The 13,310-nt window shown below is 27.4% G+C and carries 14 protein-coding genes; 3 read left to right on the top strand and 11 right to left on the bottom strand.

The annotated features are described in order from the left end of the window. The coding region (locus IMK15_RS01605; RefSeq protein WP_192941643.1) for a hypothetical protein at positions 1-255 on the top strand (255 nt) is incomplete at its 5' end. A 72-nt stretch (positions 256-327) separates the two neighbouring features. On the opposite strand, the gene IMK15_RS01610 is transcribed toward IMK15_RS01605, so the two are convergent. Genes IMK15_RS01610 through IMK15_RS01635 form a run of 6 tightly spaced genes read right to left on the bottom strand, consistent with a single transcriptional unit; the run spans position 328 to position 4,874 of the window. Then, complete coding sequence (locus IMK15_RS01610; protein WP_192941644.1) at positions 328-1,323, bottom strand: SIS domain-containing protein; 996 nt, start codon at positions 1,321-1,323, stop codon at positions 328-330. Between the two features lie 11 nt (positions 1,324-1,334). Beyond that, positions 1,335-2,312: an SIS domain-containing protein gene (locus IMK15_RS01615; protein WP_192941645.1), complete on the bottom strand. Its 978-nt coding sequence runs from the start codon at positions 2,310-2,312 to the stop codon at positions 1,335-1,337. Position 2,313: 1 nt separating this feature from the next. Continuing rightward, on the bottom strand, positions 2,314-3,135 hold the full coding sequence (locus tag IMK15_RS01620; protein ID WP_046329027.1) for a PTS system mannose/fructose/sorbose family transporter subunit IID: 822 nt from the start codon (positions 3,133-3,135) through the stop codon (positions 2,314-2,316). Beyond that, complete coding sequence (locus IMK15_RS01625) at positions 3,122-3,886, bottom strand: PTS mannose/fructose/sorbose/N-acetylgalactosamine transporter subunit IIC (RefSeq protein ID WP_046329028.1); 765 nt, start codon at positions 3,884-3,886, stop codon at positions 3,122-3,124. The genes IMK15_RS01620 and IMK15_RS01625 overlap by 14 nt, the downstream gene beginning before the upstream one ends. Beyond that, a complete protein-coding gene (locus IMK15_RS01630; protein ID WP_046329029.1) occupies positions 3,883-4,356 on the bottom strand; it encodes a PTS system mannose/fructose/N-acetylgalactosamine-transporter subunit IIB in 474 nt (157 codons plus the stop codon). The genes IMK15_RS01625 and IMK15_RS01630 overlap by 4 nt, the downstream gene beginning before the upstream one ends. Beyond that, entirely contained in the window at positions 4,356-4,874 is a 519-nt protein-coding gene (locus IMK15_RS01635) for a PTS sugar transporter subunit IIA (RefSeq protein ID WP_084710374.1), read from the bottom strand. The genes IMK15_RS01630 and IMK15_RS01635 overlap by 1 nt, the downstream gene beginning before the upstream one ends. Before the next feature lie 78 nt (positions 4,875-4,952). Here IMK15_RS01635 and IMK15_RS01640 point away from each other — a divergent pair, with 78 nt between their 5' ends. Then, positions 4,953-6,200, top strand: a complete 1,248-nt coding sequence (locus IMK15_RS01640) for a replication initiation protein (protein ID WP_192941646.1) — start codon at positions 4,953-4,955, stop codon at positions 6,198-6,200. A gap of 175 nt (positions 6,201-6,375) precedes the next feature. Further along, on the top strand, positions 6,376-7,974 hold the full coding sequence (locus IMK15_RS01645) for a hypothetical protein (protein WP_192941647.1): 1,599 nt from the start codon (positions 6,376-6,378) through the stop codon (positions 7,972-7,974). A 128-nt stretch (positions 7,975-8,102) separates the two neighbouring features. Here IMK15_RS01645 and IMK15_RS01650 read toward each other — a convergent pair whose 3' ends face one another. From IMK15_RS01650 to IMK15_RS01670, 5 genes are read right to left on the bottom strand one after another with little or no spacing between them, the layout of a single operon-like run. After that, positions 8,103-9,467 (bottom strand): glycoside hydrolase family 1 protein, encoded by a 1,365-nt coding sequence (locus IMK15_RS01650; RefSeq protein WP_192941648.1) that lies wholly within the window; start codon positions 9,465-9,467, stop codon positions 8,103-8,105. Continuing rightward, a complete protein-coding gene (locus IMK15_RS01655) occupies positions 9,457-10,764 on the bottom strand; it encodes a PTS sugar transporter subunit IIC (protein WP_285161966.1) in 1,308 nt (435 codons plus the stop codon). The genes IMK15_RS01650 and IMK15_RS01655 overlap by 11 nt, the downstream gene beginning before the upstream one ends. Next, on the bottom strand, positions 10,761-11,069 hold the full coding sequence (locus IMK15_RS01660) for a PTS sugar transporter subunit IIB (protein WP_192941649.1): 309 nt from the start codon (positions 11,067-11,069) through the stop codon (positions 10,761-10,763). The genes IMK15_RS01655 and IMK15_RS01660 overlap by 4 nt, the downstream gene beginning before the upstream one ends. Beyond that, complete coding sequence (locus IMK15_RS01665) at positions 11,066-11,398, bottom strand: PTS lactose/cellobiose transporter subunit IIA (protein ID WP_192941650.1); 333 nt, start codon at positions 11,396-11,398, stop codon at positions 11,066-11,068. Before IMK15_RS01665 ends, IMK15_RS01660 begins: the two co-directional genes overlap by 4 nt. Then, positions 11,395-13,278 (bottom strand): BglG family transcription antiterminator, encoded by a 1,884-nt coding sequence (locus tag IMK15_RS01670; RefSeq protein ID WP_192941651.1) that lies wholly within the window; start codon positions 13,276-13,278, stop codon positions 11,395-11,397. Before IMK15_RS01670 ends, IMK15_RS01665 begins: the two co-directional genes overlap by 4 nt. Positions 13,279-13,310: the final 32 nt, after the last annotated feature.

Raw genomic sequence — 13,310 nt, forward strand, 5'->3', positions numbered from 1 at the left:
TTATTAAATGACAAATTAGTTGTAAGCCCAGAAGGTAATGTAACTGCTAAATTTACTGATATATATGCTGGAATATGCAATCCAAGCTTAGTATTAGCACCAAAGGTTTCTGTATCATACAAACCAGTAGATGCATTAAAAGTTGCAGGTTCAGTTGAAGTACCAGTTAACTTTGGAATAAATACATTAGGAGATTTCGGTTACCAAAGCACAAGCATTAAAGGTGCTTTAAACATGAAATATGAATGGAAATAAGTTATCAAACGAGTTTGATATATAATTGTTTTTTCTACCCCCTGGATTAGTCACCAGGGGGTTAAATTTTTATTAATAATCTAATCTTCTATAATATCTTCTAATTTCCATAGGATGTCTTGTTTCTCTTTCCATATAGGCATCTATTCGATTAGTAACACCATGCATAACTAGGTGCGATATATGTTTTCTAAATTTTTCTTTTATTCCTTTTAATTCATAGTTTTTAGTATCAATTATTGTATAATTTTCACATATTCTTGGTAAAAATTTAGCTACTCTTTCTGATAAATATCTATGATTATCTTCACCTATAAATACTGTAACTGGTGTTTCTTTAGTAACAATTTCAAACATTCCATGGAAAAATTCACTAGATCTTATTGACTTTGTTTTTATCCATAGTTGTTCTTCCCAGTAACACATTGCATATGAATATGTAGCACCCCATTGATTACCACTACCTATGAAATAGTGTAAGGGATCATTACAATGTTTTTTAGCAAATTCTTTTGCAAATTCATCTGCTTCTTTTTCAACGTCAACTAGAACTTGTGGTAAATAGTTTTCTAGATTTTCATATAATTCTTCATATTCATTAAACTCATTATTGTTATACATAAATCTATCTGCAATCATGAAAAATTTTAATTGTTCATTTGCCTTATATGTAATTACACTACTACATAATTTGTGAAGTTGTGTATTTTCATTATCAATAAATCCAATTATATTTGATCCAATTTCTTTTATTCTTTTAATTGCTTTTACTAGTTCTTCTGTACTTCCTGTTACTGAAGAAAAAATAACTATGGTTTTATCTGTAATTCTTTTATTAGGTGTAGCTAAGTATTCAGCAGCATTTTCAACAATTACCTCTATACTTGAATACTCTTTCATATGTTCAAATGCTTGCATACTAGATGCCCAAGTACCACCTATGCCTATAAAGCAAATATTGTCGTAGCCTTTTTCACAAGCATTATCCACTATTTTATTTATATCGCTTCTTAATTTTAGTGCTCCTTTAACACTTTCTTTTTGTTTTTCTTCATTAAATTTTAGCAATTTTACCCTCCTTATATTTTGCTTTTTAATACTTTATCGAAATCGTCAAATATTCTTTTTCCAAGATCTATTGATTTTAATTGTGAAATTCTATAGCTTAAAACTTGTATTATCGTTGCCATATATATGCTTACAAACACAGTATTTTTTTCAAAACTAAATGTTTTCATAACATATTTTTCCATATATTCTTGTAACATCTTGCTTCTTATTTCATTACTATCTTCAATATTCAAAAACAATAATATATGGTCTTTATTAGCTTCTAAATATGGTCCATGCATATATTGTTCTAATTCATAACCAATTGATGGAACTCTTACTGTTTCAGTGAATTTAGTTTCAAATTCTTTAGAAATGCCATATAAATCCCCATATGCGATGCAACTAAATCTAGAACATTTTTTTAATTTTTCTCTTTCTTTATCACATAATGAATTAGCTATTTGAATAGCATTTGGTAAATCATTAATTATATCACTTAGTTCCTTCTTATATGCAATTTTATCCACACTATTTGAATTTTCTATTGCCAATAGGTATAGATTTAAGACTGTTGAACTAAATCCTTTTGTAACAAAACCAACTGTTTCTTCTCCCATATTTAAATTCAAAAAATATTCACTTTCTTTTGCTAACTTACAGTTATCATTGCTTGTAATAGTTAAAATTTCTATATTTGTATTAGCTCTAATATATTCATATGCTTCTACGATAGAAGCACTTTTACCACTTTGTGTTATTAAAATTACTAAATCTATTTTTTTATCAATTTTTGAATAATGTACATAATTAAATGGTTCAACAATTGTAATAATAGCATTTAAAGTATTTTGCATAAAATATTTTGTTGCTAGTGCTGCATTTTTTGATGATCCTGTAGCTATTATTAATATATTCTTTTTATTTTGTATATCAATATTTTTAAATTCTTCTAAAATTTTTGATAATACATTTTTTTCTTCTAAGATGTAGTCGTACATTGTCATATTATAGCACCCCTAAAAATGCCATTATTATTCCAAAAATTGCAATTCCTAAAATAATAGATACTGGCTTGAATTTTTTACCTAGTAAGTAATATATTACTCCAAATGCTAATACTTGCGGAATACCTGGCATAATATCATTTAATATATCTTGTAATACAAATGGATTTGTCTTTCCTATTGTTAAAGGTATATTAATATCTATTAAACTTGCGGCCATACTTCCAACTACAAATACACCTAATATTGATGCTCCATATGTTAATTTTGATAAATTACCTGATTTTTCAATATTTTTTAAACTACCTATTCCAAATTTGTATCCTACAAAAGTTAATAAGTATCTTACAATTATATGTGGTATATTGAAGATTAATAGGAATAATATAGGTCCTAATATATTACCTTTAAGTGCTAGTGATGTCCCTATACCTGTAGCTACTAATCTTAATGTTCCCCAAAAGAATGAATCTCCTATACCAGATAAAGGTCCCATAAGTGCTGTTTTTATATTATTTACTGAATTTTCATCTAAGTTATTTTCCTTTTTATTTTCTTCTTCCATAGCTGCACTTATACCTAGCATAAATGTACAAATATGTGGCGTAATATTGAAAAATTCTAGATGTCTTTTTAATGCTTTACTTAATTCTTCTTTTTTTGTATATATTTTTTCTAATACAGGTATTAATGCATATACATATGCTAAGCTCATTTGTCTTTCATAATTCCATGAAAATTCCATTTGAAATGATCTCCAAAATACTCTTTTAAGCTCTTTGTCTGTAATTACTTTATTTTCATTTTCATTAAAAGTCTTCATCTGCTACACCTCCATTATTTGTTGCAATTCCATTTTTATTAATATTTACCATTACAACTGCTATAATAGCCCCTAAAATTGCCATACCTGTTAATGGTATCTTTAAGTACACAGTTATTACAAATCCTAAGAATAGGAATGGTGTTATTTCTTTGTTTAATAGTAATCTTGCAAGCATTGCAAATCCTAATGCAGGCATTATACCTGTTGCTACTGCTAATCCGTGTTTTATAAACTCAGGTATTGCATTAACTAATCCTGATACAGCTTCACTTCCAACTAAATATGATATAGTAACTATTAAACCTAACATTAATGATAGACCAAATCCTGCAAGAAGTTGCATTCTTTCTATACCTCTTACATTTGCTTCTTTTGCATAATCATCTGCCTTATGGTTTAATATTGGTATAAATAATCCTAAATAAACATTTTTCAAAATTAGTGTAAATGTAGCTATAGGTAATGCAAGAAGTAGTGCTGTTTCAACACCTGCTCCTGATGATATTGCAAACGCAACACCTAGTATACCTCCAGTTACTGGATCTGGCGGTATAGATGCTCCAACTGAAAATGAACCTATAAACGCTAATTCTAATGTTGCTCCCATAATAATACCCATCTTTATATCACCTAGTATTAGTCCTGTAATCATTCCAGTTACTAATGGACGTGATATTAGTGATGTTCCTAATGCATATTCGCATTGTGCAACAAAGGCAACTAAGCCTAGTAAAACTGCTGTCATCATATACTTTTATCCTTTCTATATATTTGTTTTTTATCTAATGGTAATTGTCGTATTTCAACTTCTATAGATTTTTCACATAATTTATCTAATAACTCTATTTCCTCTTCTGTTACATTTACAGCTTTAGAAATATTCTGTGTATTTTCAGTTGCTTTCGTACCACCTAAATTTATACTTTTCAAATTACAATTAACTGCAAGTTCATATGCATCCTTTATATTACTTACGATTATAATCAAATCATATTTAGAGGTTACTCCACTATTTATAGCATTAATAGAATCTGTTATGTTCTTTATAACCAACTTACAACCTTCTGGTTTTGCTAATTTTAATGTAGTCTTATACACTTCATCATTAACTACTTTATCGTTTGCAATTAAAATACAATTACTCTGTAAATTTTTAACCCATGAAAACGCTACTTGACCATGTAATAACCTATGATCTACTCTTAGTAGTTGTATCATCAAAAATCCTCCTCACTTTCTTCTAATAATATTTTCTTACATTGTTTTAATTGATTTCTAGCTTCCATTACAGATAACTCTAATAATTCATTACAATTATCATTTTCTTGATCTGATACTAGTTCTATTAATAGTGAAAGATTTATACCTGTTACTAAAAATTTATCAACATCATTTACAAGACTAGATAAGTAATTGTTAACACTGCCACCAAAAATATCTGTGCAAAATACTATTTTCTTATCCTTATACTCTTCAATAATATTTTTAACTGTTTTTTCTAAATTAAATTTTTCATCAACATAACAAGATACTGCAATTAAATTTTCTTGCTTACCTATAAGCATTTCAAGGCTATTCTTTATACCTTCTGCAAATTTACCATGTGTAATTACTACAAATTGTTTATCCATATACGCCTCCTTTACTAGTATCATACTTGATATAAAAATGAAGTCAAATATACTGTTTTTTTCGTTAATTAATTTTTTTAATATCTTCTTTTTACCAATATTCATGGTATACTATGAATAACAAACGAATTTACATATATATTTTTTTCGTTTTATTCAACTAAATTTTGAGGTGTTTTAATTATGAATAATACAAATTACAAAATATTTTTTCCATTTTCTTACATAAAACTTTTTTACAACAGAAAATTTTCTAAAAATGATATTATCCTAAAAAACTATATCATAAAACAAATAATTACGAATCAAGAAAAAGAAATAACTCTTACACAAAAAGAAATAAATAAAATTCTAAAGCTAAATACATATGAAACTGTCGATGAATTTATGGATAAATTTAAAATTAAGCACTACACATTCCACATAGAAACTGATAATACCTATGATGGTTTCTTTAACATTCTAGATGGATTCATAAAAACTAACGATGTTTACAAACTAATAATTTCTTCTACTTTTTTCGATATATTCACAAACCCAACTACAGAATTAAAAGAATATAAGCTAGATACATTATTAAAATTTTCTAATACAAATATTTCTAGTCTTTACAGCTTTCTACAAAATTTTACAAAAGATGGTAAAGTTAGAGTAAACTTACAACAATTAAAATATATTATAGATATTGAAGAAAACAAATATACACGATTTTTTGATTTTGAAAAATTAATTTTAAAACCTTGCATAAATGAAATTGAAAAATATACAAATTTAAAGATTACATATTCTAAATTAAAGCAAAATAATAAAAGAAATGAAAAGGTAATGGGAATACTCTTTAACATTAAAGATTTAACTTCTGAAATTCTAGATAGAAGAATAAATAAAATTGGTGAGTTAATAAAAGTACACTGCAAAAATTATGATATAATTCTAAAATTCATAAAAAAGGAATTAGAAGAAAAAACGTTCAGCTATATTTTAGAAAACACTCAATATGCACTAATGCATCCTAAAAATAATTTTGAGCTTTCTTTAATATCAGCTATAAAATACAATTCCTACAAAAATGAATTCAATAAAAAAGTTCAAAGCTATTTGAATACATATAAAATAATTACATATGAAACATTACTATTAAACAATAAAACAGACTTCTATAATCTCTTCATTAAAGAACTAGGTAAATATGATATAAAGCAACTATCTAAAATTATACCCTTTTTGAAGCAATTATTTGATCTATATGACTATTCTGTTACTCTTCCTTCTAGCATAAAGGAAAATAGATTCTATAACGAAATATTTTTAAGTTTAGATAAAAAAAATGAATTCATATTTAAAGAAGGTGATATGATAATTTTAGGAGAATATAACGGAACATTAAATAGCAATTTTTGTATATTACTAAAAAATTACTCACAAAGTTAAAAAAGTGCTTAATTCGATTTTTGAATATATAATACATTAAATTCGTTAAGTCTAATTGTGGTTAAAAAATAAACTTTTATTTATTTCCAAACCACTTTTTTTTTTTTTTTTTTAGCTAAAATATACTTGACTACTATAGAGATATTAAAAAATCTTTTTAAAAAGGAGAAAAATTATGAAAAAGACATTATTACTAACTAGCTTAGTTGCATCAATGGTTGCAATAGCTGGAACAACTGGATCAGTTGAAGCATATAACGAAAATGAAGCTACATTTGTAAAAGGTGCAAAACCAACTTTCGTAGCAAAGAAAACAGGAGTTAAAACAGAAGTTAAAGTAAATGGAACAGGATTTAGCTTTGGTGGAGAATTTAAAGCCGAAGATTTAGAATTAGGTAATGTTACAAAAGCTAACTACTTAAATCATTCAAGTGTATGGGCTAAATATGAATTACCTGAAATAAAAGGAGTTAAATCATATGTTAAATCAACTGTAAGTCCTAAGTTTGATGAACAAATAAAGACATATGATTTAGCAGGATTACAAACAAAATTATCTAATGCACAATCAGAACTTGCTGAAGCAGAAGCTAATTTTGACAATGTTGCAGATACTGAAGATAATAGTTTAATTCAAGAAGCTTTTAATAAAGTTATTACTGCAAGAAAAAATGTGAAAAATCTTGAAAGTGAAATACAAAATGCTAATAATTTAAAAACAATACCAGCTTATATCGATAAAGGAAGTGCAGAATTAGAAGGACAAGTAAGTTATAAATATAATGAATTTACATTTGGTCTAAATTCAAAGACTAACTTCCCATTGAGTAATGAAGAATATACATATGATGGATCAAAAACTCATAAGTCATCTGTTAAAGATTATGGAAAATTAGTTAAATCAACTCACAAACTATTCGTTGAAAGCGAAGAAGGTAAAGACGTATTCGTTAAAGGATTAAAAGACGTAAAAGCAAACGTTGAAATTAAGCATAACTACGCTAAAACAGTTACAAAAGCTGGAGATAGAGTAGACTATGTTTCAGGTGAAGTATCAGCAAAATATGATGCTGTAAAAAATCTTGAACTTGAAGGTAAAGTTGCATTTAAGAAGAATATATCTGCTGAAAAGATTGGAGAATATGAAGTTTTAGGAACCAAACTATTTAAAGAATCACCAGCTAGATACATACACTCATATGAATTAAAAGGAACATACACAGGTGTTAAACACTTAACATTATCTGCAAAACCTTTTGTTGCTCATGTAAATCTTTATAAAACAGTTACAGCTAACAAATTACAAAGATCTGACGTTGCTTTATACGGTATAGAACTTGGTGCAGAATACAAGATGTTAAATGACAAATTAACATTAACAGGTAAATCATTACTTGCAGGTAAACACGGTAAAACAATAAATGAAGCAGCAATAGCTGATGCTGACAAATTAGTTAAAATAAATGCAGGTGTATTTGTATTTGATACAAATGCTAAATATGACTATAGTGTAACAGATAAATTCACAGTAAGTCCTGAAGCTAATGTTAACTTAAAATTAGATGTATTTAAGTTAGGAAATTCTTTAGTTACTTTACCAGAATTAACACTAACACCAAAAGTATCAGCTGAATACAAACCAACTGACACATTAACATTAAAAGGTAGCGTAGAAGCACCAGTTAAATTTGGAGTAAATGCAATAAGTAAAAAGTTTGAATACAAACAAACACAACTTAAGACAAGCTTAAACTTAAAATATGAATGGAAATAGTTATCAACACGTTTGATATATAATTGTTTTTTCTACCCCTTGGGATTAGTCACCCGAGGGGTTAATTTTTTCTTTTTTTTAGTATCTAAAAAAAGAGGAGTCACATAAAAAATGTAACTCCACTTTTTCTACATATCTTCACCATTTGATTGTATTACTTTATTGTACCAATAGAAACTATCTTTCTTTATTCTTAATAAATCCTTTATATCTTCATTATCTCTATTTACATAGATAAATCCATATCTTTTATCAAATCCTTGGTGTGTTGAAATTAGATCTATTGCAGACCATGTACAATATCCAAATACGTCTACTCCATCATCAACGGCTTTTTTCATGTATTCTATATGTTCTCTTAAATAGTCTATTCTATAGTCATCGTGTACTTTACCATCTTCTAATTTATCATAAGCTCCTAGACCATTTTCAGTAACAATAAGTGGTAGTCTATATCTACCATATATTTCATTTAGTGTAATATAGAATCCTAGTGGGTCTACTTGCCATTTAAATTCAGTAAACTTCAAATACTCATTTACATATGACTTGTAATATCCTTTTTCTAAAAGAACACTGTCTAAGTCTTTTAACTTATCACTTTTTGCATCTGGATCTTCAACAGTGAATGAGTTATAGTAATTAAAGGCTATGAAGTCTGGTTTAGCTGCCTTTAGTATTTCCATATCACCTTTTTTAATATCTAACACATAGTTTTTATCATGTATATACTTTAACGCCATGTTATTATACACTCCAAAGCATGTAGCATCTAGATAAAGCCAATTTCGTATAGCATTACAATATTGACTAGCCAATACATCTTTAGGATTACATGATTTAGGATAAACTACTCCCACATTAAGTGCAGGCCCTATCTTTGCTTTAGGTAACATTTTATGGCATAGTATCATTGCTTTTGCTTGTGCTAAAAGCATATGGTGATTCTTTTGATAAACCATCTTATTTGACTTACCACCATCTATTTGTTCTGAATGAATTATCATAACATTTTGTTCATTTATTGTTAGCCAATATTTAACTTTATCTCCAAAGTGTTCAAACAATATCTTTGCATATTCTTCAAAGTATGATACAATTTCAGGATTTTCCCAACCACCTTTTTTTTCTAATTCATATGGTAAATCAAAATGATACATAGTAACTATTGGTTCTATACCATATTTTAATAGTTCATCTATTAGGTTATTGTAAAAATCAAGACCCTTTTGATTAATTTTTCCAAATCCATTTGGCAATATTCTTGACCATGATATAGAGAATCTATATGCCTTTAATCCTAATTCACTAAAAAGTTTTACATCTTCTTTGTATCTATGATAGTGGTCAGAACATACTTTAAAATCTGGTGTACCTTCTGGTACTTTTTTTACATCTTGTACACTAAGTCCTTTACCATCTTCATTGTATGCACCTTCTACTTGATAAGCACTAGTTGATGATGCCCATAAAAAGTCTTTTTTAAAGCTCATTTTTTTCACCTTTTTCTCCTTGTTCCTTTTTGTATGCTTGTCTATCTAGACTAATTATGAATGGAGCATAAATAGCTACTGAGATAATTATGATAACTACTTGAAGTAATGCTGTTCTTGGACCTCCAGAAATTAATCCTGATATGATAGGTGGTGTTGTCCAAGGTGGATTTACTCCTCCAAACAATGGTACTAGTCCAGATTTTATTGCTAAGTATGAAACAACTGATGAAATAACGGGAACTAATACAAACGGTATGAATAGTATAGGGTTATACACAACTGGAACACCAAATATTACTGGTTCATTAATATTGAATATTGCTGGAATAATACTTAATCTACCTATTTGTTTGTATTGTTCAGACTTAGCTCTAAATAGCATAGTTAACACCATACCTATAGTAATTCCTGATCCTGTAACAGTAACTAATAGGTTATGGAATTGATATGTAACAATATGTCCACCATTTGCTAATGTTAGTGCTTTACCTGCTTTTACAATATCTAAGTTTGTAGATACAGCTGATAACCAAATTCCTGTCATAACTCCACTTACAACATTATTTCCATGTATACCGAACCACCATAGTAATGATACAGTAAATCCTATTACTATTACACCACCTAATGAATCAGTTAGATTCATCAATGGAACTTGTACTAAGTGGTAAACACAATCAATTAAGTCACCATTACTTACAACACGAATTATTGCATAGATTATCATTGATAATGTTAGTATCAAAAAGCTTGGTATTAGTGCTGCAAATGAGTTTTGAACACCCATAGGAACGCTATCTGGCATCTTAATAGTAATTTTCTTATGTATACATAAGCAATATATATATGATGAAATTAAAGATACAATGATAGCAGCTATCATTCCACGAGAGCTTAAAATATTTGCTAATGATAGTACACCTTCAACTTTTTTACCACCATCCATTACAAATTGATCAGATAATATTAAAAAGGCCATTATTGATGTTACTATGTTCCCGATAGGATCTACCTTGTCGTTTTTTGCATAGTAATATGATATAGTCGCAACGCATATTAATGCTAGCACATTAAATGTTGAATTAAAAACTTGATATAGATAAAAACTTATCCCCATATTTGCTAGTGCTTCTTTAATAGGTGTATAAGGGAATTCTGCGATTAATAGGAATACTGACCCAACTACTGTAGCTGATAGTATGGCAGTCATACCATCTTTTAATGCTACTACACCTTTTAAGTTAGAAAACTTATTTACTAATGGGATAACTTTTTTCATGAAAAACTCTTTCACTTTTTAGCCTCCTCTACTAATTTTAATGCTAATTTAAGAACATTTGCCCCGTTCATCATTCCATAATCTTGCATTGGTATAACGGCAACGGGAACACCGTTTGCTACTTTCTTTAAATCATCAAGCATGTATTCTATTTGTGGTCCCAAAAGAGCAACATCTGTATCTTTAACTTCATCTTCAAATTGTGTTGAAGAATATGCAGATATTTCTGCATCTATGTCTTTTTCTTTAGCAACTTGCTTCATTTTATTCATAAGCATTGATGTTGACATACCTACTGCACAAAATAGTTTAATTTTCATATTTTTTCCTCCAATTCTTTTATTTTTTTATATACATCAATAATTTCTATTGCATTATCTTTTAGCATTAATGCCATGCTTAAATGGTCTTGAGCATGAACCATTAATATATTTGTTAAGCTCTTACCTGTCTTAGTTTCTTCTGTTAAAAGTTCATTTTGTATCTCGTGAGCATTTGAAAAGGCTTTATTTGCTTTTTTTATTTCTTCTTTAGCTGTATCAAAATCATATGCCTTTGATGCTTTAATTGCATTCATTGAATGAACTTTCGATTCCCCTGAACACATAATTAACTCCATTGCCTTTTCAGATATTTCTTCATATGTCATTTAGTATCTTCTCCTTCTTTAAGTAAATTCATGAAATTAGAATATGTTGGATTTTTTTGTAATCTTTCTAATTTCTCTTTAGAACAAAACAAATTGAAAATATTAGAATAGATAACTTCACTATATCTATCAAAATCATTTATACAAACTAGAAGCACAATATTTACAAATTTTTTATCCCACTTTATCTTATTATCCAATACTGCAATCGCTACCTTATTAAAATTAAAATCCTTTGTCATTGGATGAGGAATTGCAATATTATTTAAAATCTCTGTAAATCCTAATTTTTCTCTTTCTAATACCTTTTGGTAAATAGGGAAAGTTGTGTTAGTGTGTTTTTTTATCATATTACATAATATTCTTATCACCTCATCTTTAGTAACAGTCTTATCTATATGTACAAAAAGATCTGAAGAGATAAAGAATTTTGCCTTATCATCACCAATGAATAACTTCCTTATTTCATTTATTTCTTTTTCACTTAAGAAACAATTTACCTTATATACTTTTTTACCAACATCAACATCTAATTTCGTTGTTGTGAATAGTAAGTCATACTTATTTAAGTCTATAGATTTTAGTTCCATAACACCTACCGTATGTATACATTCTATATATTCAGAAAAAAGCTTCATGTACATATATTCCAAAAACTTAGAAGTTCCCCTACCTAATGGGCAGATTATTAGGACACGCTTTTTGTTTAATCTCTCATTTTTTTCTATATACATCTCAAATATTACTGCCAAATAGCCTATTTCATCTTCAGCTATATTACAGCCTATCTTTTTACTCAATATATTTGCCATATACAATGCTATATTATATGAAAAAGGCATATTCTCCTTTATTTCATCTAAGATAGGATTAGTAAATGGTATATTAAATCTAAGTCTAATTGCTAATGGCACCAAATGTTTGTATAGATTGTCGTATAGCTCCTCATTTATTTTCAAGCTATATGTTAAATCAATATACTTAATTACCTCATCAATTAATTCATCTATTTCAATCGATCTTTTCTCACTTAACATAAAAGTTCTCTTTGAAAAGAAATGCAAAAGTATATATGAAATTTCATTCTCTGTTAACTTATATTTTGGATAATACTTCTTGTTTAGTGAGGTTATAAAGGAGATGATATTATCTGAATCTTTATATATTATTGAGTCATTTATAAAGGTGGTTAGATACTTACCTTGTTCTATTCTTTTAAAGACTACATATATGGTAATCACTAAGTTTATATATGCAACATCAGAAAACACTAAATTATTATTTTGTATAAATTTCAATACATCTTTAGAAATTAGATTAAATTTTTCAGAAAATATATTCTTATGAAAGATATTTTTATTTAATTTTTCTTCAAAGAATCTTACAATATATCTTCTTATATCTATTTCTTCACCACATATGCTAAGACCATAATATGGTGTTGATTTTAAATCTAACTTATACTTTTTTAAGTTTTGCTTTATACTCTTTATATCACTAGATATTGTCCTATTAGATATATCTAATTCATAACTTAAATCATCAATTTTAATATATTCATTTGTTATTAATTTTGAAATTATGTAATTAGTCCTATCTAAGCTAGTATTTTGTATTTTTTTATTAAATTTATCTGTATAATCTACTTTATTATTTTTTAACCTATAACCAACTCCTTTTTTTACATCTACATCTAGAATATTTCGCATATTATTTATTTTCTTTCTAACCGTTTTGTCAGAAATACCTAATATTTTTGCGAACTCATCGGATGTATGATAATTACCATCTTTTAAGATCTTATAAATTTGTAATTCTACATTCATACTTTCAACTTCCTTTTCTAAAACTAGTATAGCTTTATTTATTTTAAACTCCATAAAGTATATTCTGTTACCCTAACGGTAATTTT

It is taken from the genome of Sneathia sp. DSM 16631 (assembly GCF_014892235.1).
GTDB classification, from domain to species: domain Bacteria; phylum Fusobacteriota; class Fusobacteriia; order Fusobacteriales; family Leptotrichiaceae; genus Sneathia; species Sneathia vaginalis.